Source organism: Methylophilus luteus (assembly GCF_042676265.1).
GTDB classification, from domain to species: domain Bacteria; phylum Pseudomonadota; class Gammaproteobacteria; order Burkholderiales; family Methylophilaceae; genus Methylophilus; species Methylophilus luteus.
Window position 1 is genome coordinate 1,674,897 of sequence record NZ_JBHTKB010000001.1, and the last position, 16,558, is coordinate 1,691,454.

General features: G+C 43.3%; 14 protein-coding genes. 8 read left to right on the forward strand and 6 right to left on the reverse strand.

Annotation, left to right across the window (positions count from 1 at the left end; genetic code table 11):
• Positions 1-26 precede the first annotated feature (26 nt).
• Both ACFQ1Z_RS07855 and ACFQ1Z_RS07860 read left to right on the forward strand, forming a co-directional pair.
• Positions 27-485 carry a MarR family winged helix-turn-helix transcriptional regulator gene (locus ACFQ1Z_RS07855; RefSeq protein WP_379056822.1) on the forward strand — a complete coding sequence of 153 codons (459 nt, stop codon included), beginning with the start codon at positions 27-29 and terminating at the stop codon, positions 483-485.
• Between the two features lie 19 nt (positions 486-504).
• Positions 505-900, forward strand: a complete 396-nt coding sequence (locus ACFQ1Z_RS07860) for a DUF1398 family protein (protein WP_379056823.1) — start codon at positions 505-507, stop codon at positions 898-900.
• 12 nt (positions 901-912) lie between these two features.
• Here the strand turns inward: ACFQ1Z_RS07860 and ACFQ1Z_RS07865 are convergent, their stop codons facing one another.
• The 3 genes from ACFQ1Z_RS07865 to ACFQ1Z_RS07875 all read right to left on the reverse strand — a co-directional run bounded on the left by ACFQ1Z_RS07865 (position 913) and on the right by ACFQ1Z_RS07875 (position 7,223).
• Positions 913-2,868, reverse strand: coding sequence for a putative bifunctional diguanylate cyclase/phosphodiesterase (locus tag ACFQ1Z_RS07865; RefSeq protein ID WP_379056825.1), 1,956 nt, complete (start codon positions 2,866-2,868; stop codon positions 913-915).
• Positions 2,772-4,580: a hypothetical protein gene (locus tag ACFQ1Z_RS07870; protein ID WP_379056826.1), complete on the reverse strand. Its 1,809-nt coding sequence runs from the start codon at positions 4,578-4,580 to the stop codon at positions 2,772-2,774. Before ACFQ1Z_RS07870 ends, ACFQ1Z_RS07865 begins: the two co-directional genes overlap by 97 nt.
• Positions 4,581-5,096: 516 nt before the next feature.
• Entirely contained in the window at positions 5,097-7,223 is a 2,127-nt protein-coding gene (locus ACFQ1Z_RS07875; RefSeq protein WP_379056827.1) for a TonB-dependent siderophore receptor, read from the reverse strand.
• A gap of 148 nt (positions 7,224-7,371) precedes the next feature.
• Here ACFQ1Z_RS07875 and ACFQ1Z_RS07880 point away from each other — a divergent pair, with 148 nt between their 5' ends.
• Complete coding sequence (locus ACFQ1Z_RS07880) at positions 7,372-8,049, forward strand: PepSY-associated TM helix domain-containing protein (protein ID WP_379056828.1); 678 nt, start codon at positions 7,372-7,374, stop codon at positions 8,047-8,049.
• 80 nt (positions 8,050-8,129) lie between these two features.
• Here ACFQ1Z_RS07880 and ACFQ1Z_RS07885 read toward each other — a convergent pair whose 3' ends face one another.
• Positions 8,130-8,528 carry a hypothetical protein gene (locus ACFQ1Z_RS07885; RefSeq protein WP_379056830.1) on the reverse strand — a complete coding sequence of 133 codons (399 nt, stop codon included), beginning with the start codon at positions 8,526-8,528 and terminating at the stop codon, positions 8,130-8,132.
• A 146-nt stretch (positions 8,529-8,674) separates the two neighbouring features.
• On the opposite strand from ACFQ1Z_RS07885, the gene ACFQ1Z_RS07890 reads away from it, so the two are divergent.
• Complete coding sequence (locus tag ACFQ1Z_RS07890; RefSeq protein ID WP_379056831.1) at positions 8,675-9,313, forward strand: MEDS domain-containing protein; 639 nt, start codon at positions 8,675-8,677, stop codon at positions 9,311-9,313.
• Between the two features lie 9 nt (positions 9,314-9,322).
• The gene (locus ACFQ1Z_RS07895; RefSeq protein ID WP_379056833.1) at positions 9,323-11,335 is read left to right on the forward strand and encodes a hybrid sensor histidine kinase/response regulator; all 2,013 of its coding nucleotides are present in this window, start codon (positions 9,323-9,325) and stop codon (positions 11,333-11,335) included.
• A 117-nt stretch (positions 11,336-11,452) separates the two neighbouring features.
• Here ACFQ1Z_RS07895 and ACFQ1Z_RS07900 read toward each other — a convergent pair whose 3' ends face one another.
• Both ACFQ1Z_RS07900 and ACFQ1Z_RS07905 read right to left on the reverse strand, forming a co-directional pair.
• Positions 11,453-12,673 carry an EAL domain-containing protein gene (locus ACFQ1Z_RS07900; RefSeq protein ID WP_379056835.1) on the reverse strand — a complete coding sequence of 407 codons (1,221 nt, stop codon included), beginning with the start codon at positions 12,671-12,673 and terminating at the stop codon, positions 11,453-11,455.
• Between the two features lie 338 nt (positions 12,674-13,011).
• Entirely contained in the window at positions 13,012-13,758 is a 747-nt protein-coding gene (locus ACFQ1Z_RS07905; protein ID WP_379056836.1) for a GntR family transcriptional regulator, read from the reverse strand.
• A 166-nt stretch (positions 13,759-13,924) separates the two neighbouring features.
• Here ACFQ1Z_RS07905 and ACFQ1Z_RS07910 point away from each other — a divergent pair, with 166 nt between their 5' ends.
• The 3 genes from ACFQ1Z_RS07910 to ACFQ1Z_RS07920 are packed head-to-tail and all read left to right on the forward strand — an operon-like array spanning position 13,925 to position 16,553.
• Positions 13,925-14,791, forward strand: coding sequence for an ABC transporter ATP-binding protein (locus tag ACFQ1Z_RS07910; RefSeq protein ID WP_379056837.1), 867 nt, complete (start codon positions 13,925-13,927; stop codon positions 14,789-14,791).
• Positions 14,784-15,794, forward strand: coding sequence for an ABC transporter substrate-binding protein (locus ACFQ1Z_RS07915; RefSeq protein WP_379056839.1), 1,011 nt, complete (start codon positions 14,784-14,786; stop codon positions 15,792-15,794). Before ACFQ1Z_RS07910 ends, ACFQ1Z_RS07915 begins: the two co-directional genes overlap by 8 nt.
• Positions 15,795-15,800: 6 nt before the next feature.
• Entirely contained in the window at positions 15,801-16,553 is a 753-nt protein-coding gene (locus ACFQ1Z_RS07920) for an ABC transporter permease (protein ID WP_379056841.1), read from the forward strand.
• Positions 16,554-16,558 lie beyond the last annotated feature (5 nt).

The following is a 16,558-nucleotide window of genomic DNA, read 5'->3' on the forward strand; positions in this document are numbered from 1 at the left end:
GGTTTCCACGGAAACCTTCACTTGTTATGCACAAACCCATCCCCAGCTCGCTTGAAGAACACATTGGATTTTGGCTGCGCTTTATATCCAATCAAGTCTCAGGTCGCTTTGAACAACAGTTAGCGCTGCACAATATTTCTGTGACTGAATGGGTAGCCATGCGGACCTTATTCAACGCCAATGCTGCGACTCACTCATCGCTGATTGATGCACTTGGAATGACTAAAGGTGCTGCGTCCAAAATTATTTCAAAGTTAGAAGCTAAAGGGTTAGCAAAAAGAGAACAAGCGCAAGACAGCTTACGCGAACAGGTACTGTGCTTAACAGAAACAGGTAAGGCGTTGGTACCGATCTTAGCGACCACCGCAGATGAAAATGACGAATATTTTTTCGGGCATCTTTCTGCTTCACGTCGTGAGGACTTAAAAAAGCTTATGCAGGAGTTAGTCACTTTGCATCAATTAAAAGAGATTCCAACCAAGTAAAAATATAAAGGAGCTAGTCATGAATCAGGCAGCCGAAACAGTTATCCGCCAAACACTAGAGGCCTCTGATCAAGGTCGCATCCATTTTGGTCAGGTTATCCAACATCTGACCAGTGCAGGCGTTGAGTCTTATGCGGTGGATTATCGCGGGGGGCGTATTGCTTATTACATGCCAAGCGGTGAAACACTCGCATTACCGTTAGAAGTGCCAGATAAGCAGATAGCACCGGAGTTTAGTGCCGTTGGTATCAAAAATGCGATTGCAGGCGCACAGCGAGGTGAAGTGATGTATCCGGAATTTAAACGACTATCGCAAGAATCAGGCTGTATTGGCTATACCGTCTGGCTGACAGGTAAGCATGTGACCTATTATGGACGCAAAGGTGAGATGCATATCGAACGCTTTCCAGTATGATCAAACAATTAGCTATTCATATAGCTCAAACTTAGAAGGAATTTCTAGAAGTCGTTGATACGAAACTGGTTTTCCTATGTAATAACCCTGGCCCTCTTCGCATTTATGCAGCCTGATAAAGTCTAGTTGCTGCTTGGTTTCAATTCCTTCAGCGATCAACTCCACATTTAATGTTTTAGACATACTGATGATCGTTTTCACAATAGCCTCGTCCTCGGGATTAGTCAGGCAATTTCTTATAAACGATTGATCTATTTTGATTCTGTCAAATTTGAACTTGCTTAGATAACTTAGACTTGAATATCCTGTTCCAAAATCATCAAGCGCAATCTTGACTCCGGCTTTTGTTAACGCTCGCATCACTTCGACTGAGCTTTCAATATTTTCCATCATCAGATTTTCTGTAATTTCTACTTCAAACATCTCTGGGGAAACGTCAAACTCTTTTAAAGTACTCAAGATCTGGTCTACTAATCCAACCTGCCTGAATTGTCTTGGCGACACATTTACCGCAACTCTGATAGGTCTTCCAAAAGACAACTCAAATTCCTTAGCCTGCTTGATTGCCGTTTTGATTACCCATTCACCTATGGGTAAAATCAAGCCTGTTTCTTCTGCGAGCGGAATAAATTCGGCGGGAGAAATATATTTATTAGGGGACTTTTGCCAACGAATCAAGGCTTCCACACCAATAATTTTTAGAGTTTCAAGATTGATTTGAGGTTGATAAAATAATTCAAACTGCTGCTTTTCAACAGCCTCCCTCAACTCTTGTTCACGCATAATTCTGAGTGAGGCTAACTGTCGCATTTCGTTATCAAATATCTGATAACCATTTCTACCCAGCTCTTTAGCTCTATACATAGCTGTATCGGCATTTTTCAAAAGCGTTTCGATGTCTAGACCATCTGCGGGAAAGACCGCCATGCCTATACTTGGTGTAGCATGCAAAGTATGTCCATTCACCTCTGCTTTGGGGATGAATGCGTTTAGTAATCTTTGAAGAACTATATGTGTTCCTTCAGGATGGGATACATTTGGAAACAAGAAAGCAAACTCATCTCCACCCATCCTGGCAACCGTATCAGTCGGCCTTATGTTATCTACAAGTCGAGTGGATACTAGCTGTAATAACTTATCTCCAATGTGGTGTCCAAGCGAGTCATTAATATACTTAAAATGATCTAGATCGAGTAATGCTACGCCAAGGCTCTCGTTCGTTCTCTTTGAGTTTTCGATTGCAACTTTTACCCGATCATCAAATAAGGCTCGATTGGGTAACCCGGTTAGCACATCGTGCAACGCAATGTGAGTGATATATTCCTCAGCACGTTTTTGTTCAGAAATATCGTATGCGATTCCTAAATATCCATAAATGCTTCCACTTGGTTCTTTAAGTACCGTTACAGAAAGTTTAACCGGGAACCTGGATCCGTCTTTCCTGACATATGTCCACTCCTCTTCAGAGGAAATGTCATCAACTGCTTTTGCGACAAAAACTTCAAAACCTGGACTGATGGTTTTCCCTAGTTCAGAAGACAGCTTTTCAGCTCTTAATATCACCTCTTCCTTATCATGAATAATCTCGGGGGTGAACTTGCCGACCAACTCCTCTTCACGATACCAAAGCATACGCTCTGCTGCTTTATTCATTGAGATGATAGTTCCATCAACGTCTGTAGCAATAATTGAATATGAGGCGCTCTCTAAAATTGCTGAATGTAGTCTATTAACTTTAGCCAGTTCAAACTCAAGATTTTTTCTTGCCGTAATATCTCGAGACGTAATGGCAATACCATCTCCCAGCTTTACTATTTGCCAATAAATCCATTCTGCATTCACATCTTTATCATGAATCGCAAATTCTTCTGCTACTGTTTGTCCAGTTTCGATGACATACTTGTATCTATCGAACAGCCTTTTTTCTTTATTGATAGGTACTTCTTGTAAAAGCAACTTACCCACCATTTCACCAGGTGCTTTTTTATTAACTCGCTTCCAGCTCTATTCAGATACAAACACCTGAAATCGATAATCTTATTCTGGTGATCTCTCACCGCCTCAAAAATATAAAAATTATCTATGCCTCCTTCAGTTGCTGCGATAAACCTAGCCTTTTCAGTCTCAGATTTATCTCTTTCAAAAACTATAAGATTAACTAACGGTTTTAATTGATTACGTATAAAAAAATACCCGAATGCAAGAATGATTATTGTGATGATCAAAATCTTGATCATCAGCAATTTAACTGGATTATAGATTTCTGATTGATCAATTTTCTGTACCAGTCCCAAACCTGTATCCCCGATAGGAGTGTAGGCAGCCAACACTTGAACATTTCGGTAATCAGTTGCTTTCAGGACACCAGACTGCCTTTGATCAACAGCGTAAGCCATCGGTAAAGTTTGACCCGAAATATTTCTGGGAACAAAAAAAGGATTTGGGTTGGTTCTATTTGGAAAACACTTGATTCTAGTTCCGGCGTCAGCACAAATAACCAGATCATTAGTTTCTCCCGTTTTAATTACTTTGGGAACGAGTAGGTTTAGCGGGGGCAATGATTGTCTAGTAACTAGATCAGCAAGGTAAACACCATCAAAAATGATCGGATTTTTAGAGATCAGGAAATAACCATTTTCCCAAACCAATTTATCATCACCCCGACCATCAATTTCGACAAAGAATGATTTACTGACAATCTTGCTATTCACATTTGAACTTGGCGACTGAATATCTATTTCATCAAAACCATGGATGATGTAGTTTTGACTCAATGTTAAAAGCTGCTTTAGCGTGTTTTGATTGTGGGGATGTCTGCTAATGTGCTTGGCAGCGTCAATGATTTCAGCACTTTTGCTCAAAACCTTCGCGCGCTCTGAACGGTGCGAAATAATTTGGTAAATCAGCTCTGATTGATCTTGGGCTCTAGTGGAAAGATCGGTCTGAAGCGCAGATTCAACTCTTTTTTGCATCAGGTAGAATGAAAGTGAAGATATTCCAAACCCGACAGAAAGCATCAAAGCAAGCGTAATATTGATAATTTTATTTTCAAAATCAGTTTCTTCAGTAGCTGTTGTTTTACTCCTCAAAAGAATAATTAAACTAACGCCAAGGGCAACCATACCGACTGCGGTATTTAACGCCATAGATTGAAATCCACCCCAGTTATACATTTCTCTGAGATTAAGAAAATATCCTAGCAGTCCCAAAACTCCAATTAGAGTTAATAGGGTTGAAAGGAGCAATTTAAGCTGAGTTTTTTTACTGGTTGGATGGATAGCGATTGATAAAGCTGTGACGGAAAACAGAAGAAATCCGGTGACTGTATTAATGGCTGGCCGCCCTGTTGATCCCATTTTTTCATGAAATCTTGATAGATCAATACCGAGGTCTAATTTGAGGAGATATTCGAGTAAATATAAACTTGATATAAAAGCTATAAGAGAAGGAATTATCAAGTTGATGTTTTTATACTCTACTTGATTAAATTTTTTTAGACTAGTTAAGCAGAATGCACTAAGTACAAAACAGATCGCAGTACCCAATGTCATTGCTGGATATTCAGCGGAAATTTTAACAAGCCCTTTAATGTTAAAAATCCATCCAGCAAGCACCGAGCAACCAATTGCAAATACCAGAATGACAAAATTATAAAATAATATTTTGTTATGTCTTGTCATTTATCCCTCTGGTTTGACTTAGTTATGATTGGAATATCAAGCTCGAAATTTTCAAATGAAACATCTCAATACAATTCAATATTAATTTTGTTGAAGCTTTAAAAATTTATTCTCAGCCTTCAAATCTGAATTAAATAAATATAATTGCAAATGTAATCTTATTAGTTATTTAGTATTTCCGATATAAATATCAAATTCGTTGCGAAATCGAGACCTACTTTGATTTCAGGCGAGTGGATTTTTGTAGACTTTATTGAAGGCAAAAGATTGAAAGTGCTGATTTCAATCAACCAGGTTTAAGTTAATTAGTGCGCCAACGATCTCCATCGGGATCGTTGTATCAGTCAGTCCTTGATTGCTTACCTATGGCTCAAGGTGTGCGACTATGACCGGTTTAGTGCGACAAGTGAGTGAGTTTAGAGAAGTGCTGACGGGCAATTAGGGGAGAATCATGAACTGCCGGCATTGGAAAAAGAAAAACGGCTCACGTTTCTGCAAGCCGTCTGGCATTAGAAATTATTTAAAAGAATAATTAGCTGTCAGCATGACCATGCGTGGGTCTCCCGGATAACACTGAGTAATGCTGGCACAACCCGCAATGTATTGCTTATTCGCCAGGTTTCTACCATTGAGTGCAAACCTCCATGAAGCAGTATTGTAGAAAATACCCGCATCAAACAATGTATAAGATGGCACTTCGAATGAATTCTGGCCATCTCCTGCTTGCTCTCCAATATATCTGGCGCCTGCACCAAAGCCCAAGCCTTGCACCCAGCGGTTTAAATCATAACGCGCCCATACATTAGCCATATTCTTGGCAACCAGGATAGGCTTTTTACCCAAGGTATTTGTTGTGCTCTTGGTGATCTCAGCATCAACATATGTGTAAGTAGCAACGACATTCAATTGATCTGTGAGTTGGCCGGTTGTTTCAAACTCAAAACCTTTATGACGTTGCTCGCCGGTTTGGATATTAAACCCTGTGTTGCTGGGATCGGTGGTGGTGACATTTTGTCGCTTCAGGTCATATAGCGCGAACGTAGTACCGAATTTATGATCTGGCGACTCATATTTAACACCCACTTCCTGCTGTTCGCCCATTTCAGGTTTGAAAGGAGATCCATCAAAAGTGTTGCCTGTTAATGGTAAAAATGACTCGCTATAACTGATGTAAGGAGACCATCCATTATCGAATGCATACAGCAGGCCGGCCTTGCCCGTGGTTTTTGAGGGGTCTGATTTGGTGCGGGTATTATTGATTCGGGTTTGTACCAGGTCTGTCTCATCGTGGCGTATACCAAGCTGCAGATTCCAGCCATCACCAAACTTGATAAGGTCTTGAAGGTAAACACCATACTGCCTTGACATATCACTACCCGTACTATTGGCAACTACGGCAGGTGCTCCAATCACTGCGGCACTGTAATTTGGCTGATATAAATTAAGCGCGGTAAGAGTACGGTTCGTGAATGTCCGTCCCATGTTGTAGTGCAGAAGATCAGCACCTACCAACATCTCATGCTTTACTCCCAAAGTATTGAAATGTGCGGCAAGCTGATTGTCCATCGTCCACATTTGAGAGGATAAATCTCTCACATTCAAACGGCGTTGATAATTCAGCTTATTTGCAGTTAATCCATTAGTAGTATCGGTAAAAGCGCCATCTACATTGAAAGTGTTATATCTGACATTTTGGCGGAAGGTAAAAGTATCGTTAAAGATATGAGAGAACTCATAACCAAATAAGGAAATCTCGGTTTCATATTTATCGACGCCAGGAACACCGACAAAACGGCTTAAAGGAATATCGCCATTGCGGTTAAAAAGGACCGTACCTTCGGCTGGTAGCCCACGTACCGGCACATAACGGCTTTTTTGATAGCTGGTCAATAAAGTAATACTTGTTTGATCGCTGATATCCCATGTTAATGAGGGGGCGATATAGGTACGACTGCGGTCTACGAAATCAACTTTATCATCGCTTTCTGAAGTAAGAGCGACTAAGCGATAGCGCAGTGTGCCATCTTTATTCAAAGAGTCAGAGAAATCAGCAGTCCATTGTTGTTGATCATAATTCCCTAGTGACAGCCCTATGGTTGCCAGGGGTTGATCTGTTGGTCTTTTACTTACCACATTAGCAAAGCCACCCGGACCAGTTTGGCCATACAAAACGGAAGCCGGACCTTTCATGACTTCAACACGTTCAAAGCCAAAAGGCTCGGACTGCACCCATGCCGTGTCGTAGAACATTCTCATGCCGTCACGCAATACATAATCGCTTTGCACGAAACCTCGAATAGAGAAATCATCAAGACCACGTCTACCCCGTTGTCCGGCATCTACACCAGCGACAAATTTAAGCGTGTCGGCAAAAGTTTGAGCGCCTTGGTCTCTTATCAGCTCGCTAGTCACTACGGAAATTGATTGTGCGGTCTCATTGATCGGAGTCTCTGATTTAGTAGCTGTACGTGCTTGGGATGCTTTGTATTTATGAATGGGACCAGTCGCTGACTCTTTAGATTTTTCGGCACTAATGGCTACTTCCGGGAGAGTATCAGTCTGATTGCTGGAATCCTCAGCAAAGGAGCTCATAAATGGATAGGCCAACATCACCGCTAAAAGTGAAGCGGATTTAATTTTCATGTAATAACTTTCAAATGATTAAATAGGAACTATTCTCATTTATAATTGTATCATTCCGAATCTTAATCAGCTGGAGGCGTACTGTATAATTTAAGTAAAGTGCCCTCGTCAGATCGCATCAAATAACGTCTAGCTACTCATAATCAGAATGACATCAACCATTACTCACAAAGTAAAATCTTTACCCAATAAACCCAACTCAAGATCACGCCGAAGCACGTTTCTAAAAAGGTTGCGTGACATTCATGGTTGGTTGGGTCTTTGGGGCGCTATTTTAGGTTTACTTTTTGGTGCCACTGGGATTATTCATAACCACCGTACTGTGCTTAAAATAGAACTGGAAAAACCTAAATCCAGCGAAATACAAATGGTTGTTCCCGATGAGGCTAAGTCCAGCCCTGAATCCATGGGCATTTGGTTGCGTAAAGAGTTATCCATGGATAGAGAACCGCGTCTCAAAAAAGAAAAGGCTGAGACTGTATCCTGGGATGGCAAGGACGTAAAACAGCCAGAACATTGGGATGTACGCTTTGTAGCACCGCAATACAAAGTCATCGCCGATTACTGGGTTGGATCAAATATGGTGAAAATTAAACGAACTGACGAAACTTGGGTTGGAGCAATAGATAATTTTCACCGGGCAAATGGCGCAGGGATCGGTTGGGTGCTTCTGGCTGACAGTATTGGCGGAAGTATGATATTGCTATCAATCACCGGAGTTCTGTTGTGGACCGAGCTTAATCGTAGGAAAACTATTGGTGCGATTGTTTTTGTAGTTTCAACAATTGGCCTGGTTATCATCGCTTTTAAAACCATGTTTGCTTGATAAACCAGAGTTGGGCTTTATGGATCAAAAAAACAGCCCTGTCAAATGAACCAAACCTTTCACGCCTAAAGGTGCATTCTTTAAACTATTCCGCGATCGAGGTAATGAATCCCCCAAATAACGGAATTAGATTTGCTAACGGAAACGACGACCGGATTTTGAGTGACTTTCTCACTGAGGACTGCAGAGGCTGCAGCAGAAAAACTATCAAAATGTTTTGCATGATCAAATTCCCAAGTCCACTTAGGCGCAGCCTTATTCTCTGATTGCTCGGAGTATAAATACTTCAACGTTTTTTGAGATTGAACGATGTAATACATATTGCTGAGTATACAGACCAACGCTCTCAAATTCCACTCGGAAATAAAGCCTTTACTATCAGGCGACATCTCACGCCTAACCAAGCCAATATCACGACCAATTGATTTGTGTATTTGGTCGCTAAAATTTAAATGTAGTCTGGTGAATTGACTAATCATGGATTAATCCGGACAAAGTCGCTAAGATTGTAGCCTGCACTTTCTGTGCTGAAAGGAATTCCCAATACTGCCTTTCAAATGATGAAGTTATTCGAAATCTGGTTTCAACCGGCTTGCGGAGATTGGGGTAAATCAAGGAGCATTTCATGTTAGAAAAATCCTCACCCGTCAAACTTGCTGGCTCAACCTTGTCTCACTCCTGCCATGCGTGTGCATTCTTCCATTCCAAAGAAGAGGAATATGAAGTTTTAATGCCTTTTATCTTAGAAGGCTTTAAAAACGGCGACCGGGCATTCCACATCGTCAATAAGGACCATCGTGCAGAGCATTTAGCACGATTGCAGCAGGAGGGCATAGACGTAGATTCTGCCGAAGCAGCTGGTTTATTGGCCGTAGTGAGATGGGAAGATACCTATTTAAAAGATGGGCGTTTTGATCAAATGCTCATGATAGAAACCTTAAAGGAAGCGCTTTCAATAGCGACACCCCCTGGCAAAATATCCCGCAACATTGCAAATATGGAATGGGCTCTGGAGAGCATGCCAGGCGTTGAGGATATCGTAGAGTACGAAGCACGTCTCAACCAAGCGTTGCCCAAAAACCACGATCCGGTGGTTTGCACTTATGACCTTTCCAAATTTGATGCAAGTGTCGTCGTTGACATCATGCGTACCCATCCCATGGTGATTATTGGAGGCATTCTTCAACACAATCCTTTTTATATCCCGGCAGAAGAAATGCTTGCAGAAATAGATGCGCGCAGAAATCAAAAAAATAAAAATTAAATAACCACCATGCAAGCCAACAACAATATTTCTGAACAGGATTCAGAGGTTAAGCGCCTGCGCTTAATTTCAAGAGACCTCATTGCTATTTCCACACTCCCTGCCATTTGGGGCAGTCTTAAATCTGAAGGCGTGATTAAAAGCCTGTGCAATGTGCTTTTCAATACACTTGATCTCGACCTGATCTATATCCGCTGGAGCAGTAAAGACGGAGAAAATGAAATTGAAACTCTGCGTACCTTGCGCGATGGCGAATCGACTGACGCGCTGGACAAGGTGCGCACTGCACTCGCTCCTTTTTTACAAAATAACGAAGCAAATCAGGCTGCAGACTTCCCCGATCCTTTTGGTGAAGAGTCTCTGCGTTTGAATTTTGTCCGTTTCGGGATAGCCCTGGACAACGGCGTGATCGTGGCAGGTTCAAAAAATGCGGCCTTTCCAACTGAACGAGACCGTCTGTTGATGGGCGTAGGCGCCAATCAAGCGGCGGTGGTATTGCTACGTCAGCAAACTGAGAATGCTCTGCATAAAAGCGAGAAGCGATTCAATGATTTTGCGCAAACAGCACCCGCTATTCTATGGGCGACTGAAAGCAATGGCATTTGCTCTTTCCTCACCAGCGGCTGGTATGAATTCACAGGGCAACCCAAAAATAACGGCCTTGGGTTTGGTTGGCTAGATGCTGTGCATGATGAGGATAGAGAGGCAGTGCGTCTTGTTTTCGCTGACGCCCATGTAAAAAGCAAGGAATTTACCTGTGAGCATCGCATCTTGCATTCAGATGGCACGTACCATTGGGTCATTAACACCGGCCGCCCAAATTTGTCGTCTTCGAATCAGTTGCTGGGCATGGTGGGAAATGTGCTGGACATCACCCATCGCAAACTGCTGGAAGAGAAAATCAAACTCGAAAGTGATCGCAAGGATGAGTTCTTAGCGATGCTGGCGCACGAACTGCGCAATCCACTTGCTCCGATCGCATCAAGTGCCGAACTTTTAAGGCTGCTTCGGCCAGACGATGAACAGGTTCTAAAAACCAGCGGAATCATAGGCCGTCAAGTCAGCCACATGTCCAACCTGATCAATGACTTGCTAGACGTATCGAGAGTCACCCGTGGCTCAATCGACCTGGAAAGAAAACCAGTAGAAATTAATAAAGTCATCGCGGATGCTGTTGAACAAGTTAATCCTTTTATGCTTTTGAAGAAGCATGAGTTAATAGTTAATGTACCTGCTGCCCCCTCGCAGGTCCTTGGGGATAATAAGCGACTGGTACAGATTTTAAGTAATCTATTGAATAACGCTGCCAAATATACGCCTAATGGTGGGCGCATCGTGTTGAATACGATGCGACAGGATACTGATCTGTTAATAGAGATTACCGATAATGGCATGGGCATGTCACCCTCGTTGGTAAGCCAGGCTTTTGATTTATTTGTTCAGGCCGAACTTAGCTCAGATAGGTCCTCGGGCGGCCTGGGCATAGGGTTGACGGTTGTTAAAAGCCTGGTTGAGCTGCATGGGGGGAAAGTTTGGGCTGAGAGCGATGGCATAGACTTGGGCAGCAAGTTTTCAGTTTCAATACCTCTTCTTATAGAGCCTTCCGAGAAGCCTGATCAAGACGCTCTGTCAATTTCGCAAGAACTCTCACAGCCCCTAAAGGTGTTAGTTGTAGACGACAATGTCGATGCTGCTGAAGTACTGGCTATGGTTTTAGAAGCAGAGGGTCACCTGGTGCTTATTGAGCATAACTCCATAAAGGCGTTAGAACTAGCCTATCGTGAGTTGCCAGACGTATGCTTGCTTGACATAGGCTTGCCCGAGATCGACGGATATGAAATAGCTAGACGTTTACGGATCAATCCTGAAACCAAAGACATCAAGTTGATTGCGACAACAGGATATGGGGGGGAAGACGATAAAAAAGCCGCATTGGCTGCCGGCTTTGATCTTCATCTGGTCAAACCATTAGATTTTCGAGTGCTTGCGGAAATACTCAAGGACCTGAAGATTAATCATTAAAGCGTTATTTTTGGATCCCTCTGGTAATGATGTTTTATTGATCAGGCTATTCAATCTTGATCCATTCCTTTGCCGGGGGTCTAGCTGATTAAAGCCCAGCCTAACCCATCAAAAATATCAAACCTGTTTAAGCACTGGCCATTGAATGTCAGGAGTACCGTTCAGTTTAGGCCTTGCAAATAAATACCCTTGAAATAGATCCACCCCAACTGATTGCAACCAGCACCACTCTTCAACAGTTTCTACACCTTCAGCGATAATAGTGATCCCCAGAGAATGTGCGCACTCTATAATGGCTTTAACGATCGCCTGTTTAGGTCCGTCATAATGCACGCCGTCGATGATTTGCCTATCGATTTTTAGTTTCTCTGGTTGAAATCTGGATAACAGTGTTAGTCCGGCAAAACCTGCACCAAAATCATCAATGGCAACACTGATGCCAGCCGAACGTAGACTCTTCAATGCACTTTGGAAATCCTCAAAATTGGTAATGGATTCTTCTTCGGTAATCTCAACAATTACCTGCTGAGGTACCAAACCAACGTCAGTGATATATGACAAAAGGCGTTCAACTGCATTTGGGATTCTCACTAATGACATAGGCAGCAAGTTGACTGAAAGCTTGCATTTTCCCAAGTTCATTTGAGATGCTAGCTCAAACGCATATTGCTTAGACTCCAAATCAAATAGGTAAAGGTCTTCGGGTGACAACCCTTTAAAGCAATCGGATGGAGGCCCACCAGATTGACTACGAATCAAAGCCTCGATCGAAGACACTTCGCCTGATATTGGATTTAAGATAGGTTGAAAGGCAAACTGGCATGGTGCGGCATTTTTAGTATTCACTACCGCATTGAATTGAGATGGCTTGATTTGAAACTCCCAATTCTCAGGCTCGAAATGGGAGTCATTGTCCGTCCAACTTGCTGATGCAAACGCCGTTATCATTTTTAGCACGCGATCATGAGACGGGAGACCTAAATTGACTGGCTGAAACGATGCCCCCTGGGAAAGAATTTCATTTAAATCATCGCCATGCAGAGTATTTACGTCTATGGCATGCATATACCATACCCCAAATCTTCTCGTCGGCGACTGATCCTCCATCAGTTTCACGATTTTACGATGCCGACTGTCCATTGAGATAGAGTTATACAGATCCCTGATTTCCCCATCCGGGCCTTCAAGATACTGAAGAAAATAATCCCCATCAAATAAAAGAACGCCTGAGATATCTCTATTAGCGTTTTTAACAGCCGCCGCTTTGACTAACTGGTATACATCCGAGGCAGACATGTCGATCTGGACTCGACTTTTGTAGACTAAAATTGTGAACATTATCGGTTTTAAATGGGTAATTTAAGGTTTTATAAAGTATCCAGGGGCAATGACTAGATACATAAGTAGTTCAGAAAATAAACTCTTTCTGAATAATAACCGTAGTGAATAAGAGTTGTGATTAGCTACTATAGTGCAAAGTTTCAGCGAGGTCAGCCTTAGTTCAACTAACTCGACCTAAAACTTCTGCATGCAAAAATTCAAATGGCTTGAATCAATATTCTTCAGGATGCTACTGCTAGAAAAAACTCAATCATGAGTTAATAAGAGAATGTAAATGAATTATCAGGGAAGTTGCCACTGCAGGCATATCAAGTGTGAGGCAGAAGCAACCCCGGCTAAGTGAGTTTGAAATAAGTACTCAATACGAACTCATAATGTTCTGGCCTGATATAGAACAGTGAATGGTCGCAACATAGGCCATCTGACAGATAAGAAAGCCGCTTCATGATCAGTAATGGCATGCCAATCTCAATCTCAAGTAATTCGGCCACCTTTTTATCTGCTAATTGCGCTGTAATGGCGATATCGGCTCGAATGACTTGCAAGCCGGTCACTTCTTCAATTGCCTTATAGCTTGGTTTTCCTGCCATGGATTCAGGGTTGATGGCCTGCACTTTAACTGGCAAGTAGCTTTTGCCCAGAGCAATTGGTTGGCCATCTACGATGTGCAACCTTTCAATCAGCATGCTTTGATTATTTTCAGTAGCAAAAGTAGTTCTGAGCGCTTCCGGTATCTCAACCACCTGTCGCGATAATAGCTTCATTTCCGGCTTTAGGCCTTGAATGAGCAAGGTTTCATGAAAGCTGCGTAAGGTATCTAAGCCATGCCTAAACTGCTTATTAGAAACATAGGTACCCTTGCCCTGTTTACGCTCAACGATCTTTTCTTCTACCAGCTGATCTAAAGCCAGCCTGACAGTTATCCGGCTCACACTGAAGCGTCTGCCTAATTCAGCCTCTGATGGCAACTTGCCAGAAGGTTCATACAGGCCACTGCTGATCTCTTCGCGTAGCAATGAAGAAATCTGCAAGTACAGAGAGGTCGGATTCTCACGGATAAGAGGTGAAGAAGATTGTTGCAAGATTGAGTCCATTAAGCACTATGAATGACGGTAGTATGCGTTTCAAGTCTGATTGATTTGAAGTCAGATGATAGATAAATAGGTTATAAGAATATATTTTTTTATTCTTTGTGCCAACTTGTATTAACTTGTACTATTAGTCTGAATTTTACATTGCTAATACTTCATGACAACTCACATCAGTCCAGCTGATCAACAGAATAGCCCCCGGCCAAGGCCGGCAGCATCGCTGTCGATTGATCATATCAGCTTTTCATATCCGAATGGACATGAGGTATTTCGCTCATTTTCGCTGCATGCCAAACCAGGTGAATTTGTCTCATTGCTAGGTCCTTCAGGATGCGGAAAAACCACCTTACTTAATCTGTTATCTGGTTTCCAAAAACCTACTAGCGGATCAATTACCATCAATTCGCAAAAAGTAAGGCCCGAAATGCCTGAGCTGGGTTACGTGTTTCAATCGCCACAACTTTTCCCCTGGCTCACTGCTTTAGAGAATGTCCGGTTCGGTTTGCGTATGCAACATTCCCTAAGCCCAAAAGAGCAGATCGAGAAAGCCAGGCACTATCTATCGCTGGTCGGCTTAGATCAGTCACGCAACAGGCTGCCCTATCAGCTTTCTGGCGGCATGCAACAAAGAGTATCCCTGGCCCGTGCATTAGCGTTAGAACCTGCTTTACTGTTGATGGATGAACCATTCGCGGCCCTGGACGCGATCACTCGCAACAACCTGAATGAAGAAACGTTGCGTCTATGGTCGGAGTTAGGCCAGACCGTCTTATTCATTACGCATGATATCGATGAAGCTTTATTTTTGGCTGACCGCGTCGTTGTGTTGGGGATCGCGCCGCAAGGCATACACAGTCAGCAAGCGGTTGACCTGCCCCGCCCCAGAACAAATCTGGATACGCGCAAACTTCCTCGATTCGTGGATATGCGCACCACATTGATGGGCACGATTTCTGAAGTCATCCATTCCACAGCAAGCGCTGCCAATATCAACTCATTCTCAGGAAGTATAAAAAATGATTAAAAATCTTATCACTGTATCTTTCGTCGTTTCGGCTATTTTAAGCCTGTCGAGTTTCTCAGTATTGGCAGAAGATAAACCACTACGTATAGGCTGGGTGTATGCCATGGCCAATGCACCGGCACTCATCGCCGATAAAAAAGGGTTTTATGCTGCCGAAGGCCTGAATGTAGATATCAAGTCTTTTAACGATGGCCCCTTATTGCAACAGGCAGTGGCTGCAGGGGATCTGGATGTGGCTTATGTTGGTTCGCCCCCGGTTTACCACTGGTTCTCACGTGGGCTGGAAAGCAAGATCCTGGCGCAAGTGAATTACGGACAGGCAGCAGTGATCGCAAATGCAAAAAGCCCGATCAATGCAGTGGGCGATCTTAGGGGCAAGAAACTGGCTGGTGTTGCTAAAGGCAGCGGCATGGATGTACTACTGCGCGGCTATGTATTGAAAGAAAAAGCTAAATTAGACCCGGATCAGGATGTTGCGATCATCAACATGCCAGCCGCCAATATGAATGCCGCGCTTGAGCATAATGAAGTGGATGCCGCGTTCTCATGGGAGCCGTTTGTGAGCCAGTCACTGTTGCGGGGCTCAAGCAAACTGGTGCTGGATGTGAATAAAGAACTGCCACAATATCCATGGTACGTGATCATTTCTTTGCCCAGCACCCTTAAAAATCGCCCCGATGACGTGACCAAGCTGTTGAAAGCGCATTTAAAAGCGATTGCTTTTTTACAGGCTCATCCAGAAGAAGCCAATCAGATCATTGCGCAGGAATTCAAGCTTGAGACCACGCAAGGACTGAACGGCAAAACAGTTAAACCTGAAGATATCGTGCAAGAAGCGCGTAAGCGTATGGGCTGGTCAGCACGCCTGGATACGAAAGATCTGCAGTTTATTCAACGGTTGATGGATTACTCATTATCACTGGGTTTCATTAATAAACCGCTCAAAGTTGAGCAAGTAGTGGACACCACTTTCTTGCAAAAAGCGGAACAGTCTTTGAAATAAATGACAATGGCACGCAATTCGAATTTCAATTGGGGCTGGTTATCGCTGCCGTTCCTGATCATATGCTGGAGCATAGTCGCTAGTTTTTATCCTTCATACATATTGCCTCAGCCATGGGACGTTGCCAAAGAAGCCGTGCGCTGGGTCAATGACGGCAGTCTTTGGGTGCATTTAAAAGCCAGCCTTTATGAAGAACTTGGCGGTTTTGCCCTGGCCATCATGGTTTCGATACTGCTTGGTGCTCTGGCTGGCCTATCAAACAGATTCCGCGATTTTATATCGCCACTGAACAGTCTTTTCATGGCCATCCCCCCTGTAGCATGGGCGCCGCTGACCATGATCATTTTTGGGCTGGGATACTGGTCTATTGTCATGGTGATTTTTATTGCTGCGGTTTTTCCCATGGCGATCACCATTCAAGAAGGCATACAAAGCATACGTGGCGGAGAAGTGCGTGCTGCACGCACCTTAGGTGCGAGCCCGGTGCAGATCATCAAGCATGTGTATATCCCGGCTTCGCTGCCTTTTGTCACCGCAGCGCTGCGCATAGGCTTTAGTCAGGCCTGGCGGGCCTTGGTGGCGGCTGAAATGATAGGTGCCTCCAAAGGCATAGGCTGGATGGTTTCAATGGGCGGCCAAATCGGTAATAGCAGCCAGGTACTGCTAGGCATTGTCATTATCGGGCTGATTGCCTGGCTTATGGAAAGCCTGGTTTTCCGGCGTATAGAGAAGCACTACCAGACCTGGCGAGTTAATTAAAGAGA

What these genes read in the sequence shown, in the direction of transcription:
- ACFQ1Z_RS07855 (WP_379056822.1), top strand. Translation starts at nt 27, where the DNA reads ATGCACAAACCCATCCCCAGCTCGCTTGAAGAACACATTGGATTTTGG.
- ACFQ1Z_RS07860 (WP_379056823.1), top strand. Translation starts at nt 505, where the DNA reads ATGAATCAGGCAGCCGAAACAGTTATCCGCCAAACACTAGAGGCCTCT.
- ACFQ1Z_RS07865 (WP_379056825.1), bottom strand. Translation starts at nt 2,868, where the DNA reads ATGGTGGGTAAGTTGCTTTTACAAGAAGTACCTATCAATAAAGAAAAA.
- ACFQ1Z_RS07870 (WP_379056826.1), bottom strand. Translation starts at nt 4,580, where the DNA reads ATGACAAGACATAACAAAATATTATTTTATAATTTTGTCATTCTGGTA.
- ACFQ1Z_RS07875 (WP_379056827.1), bottom strand. Translation starts at nt 7,223, where the DNA reads ATGAAAATTAAATCCGCTTCACTTTTAGCGGTGATGTTGGCCTATCCA.
- ACFQ1Z_RS07880 (WP_379056828.1), top strand. Translation starts at nt 7,372, where the DNA reads ATGACATCAACCATTACTCACAAAGTAAAATCTTTACCCAATAAACCC.
- ACFQ1Z_RS07885 (WP_379056830.1), bottom strand. Translation starts at nt 8,528, where the DNA reads ATGATTAGTCAATTCACCAGACTACATTTAAATTTTAGCGACCAAATA.
- ACFQ1Z_RS07890 (WP_379056831.1), top strand. Translation starts at nt 8,675, where the DNA reads ATGTTAGAAAAATCCTCACCCGTCAAACTTGCTGGCTCAACCTTGTCT.
- ACFQ1Z_RS07895 (WP_379056833.1), top strand. Translation starts at nt 9,323, where the DNA reads ATGCAAGCCAACAACAATATTTCTGAACAGGATTCAGAGGTTAAGCGC.
- ACFQ1Z_RS07900 (WP_379056835.1), bottom strand. Translation starts at nt 12,673, where the DNA reads ATGTTCACAATTTTAGTCTACAAAAGTCGAGTCCAGATCGACATGTCT.
- ACFQ1Z_RS07910 (WP_379056837.1), top strand. Translation starts at nt 13,925, where the DNA reads ATGACAACTCACATCAGTCCAGCTGATCAACAGAATAGCCCCCGGCCA.
- ACFQ1Z_RS07915 (WP_379056839.1), top strand. Translation starts at nt 14,784, where the DNA reads ATGATTAAAAATCTTATCACTGTATCTTTCGTCGTTTCGGCTATTTTA.
- ACFQ1Z_RS07920 (WP_379056841.1), top strand. Translation starts at nt 15,801, where the DNA reads ATGGCACGCAATTCGAATTTCAATTGGGGCTGGTTATCGCTGCCGTTC.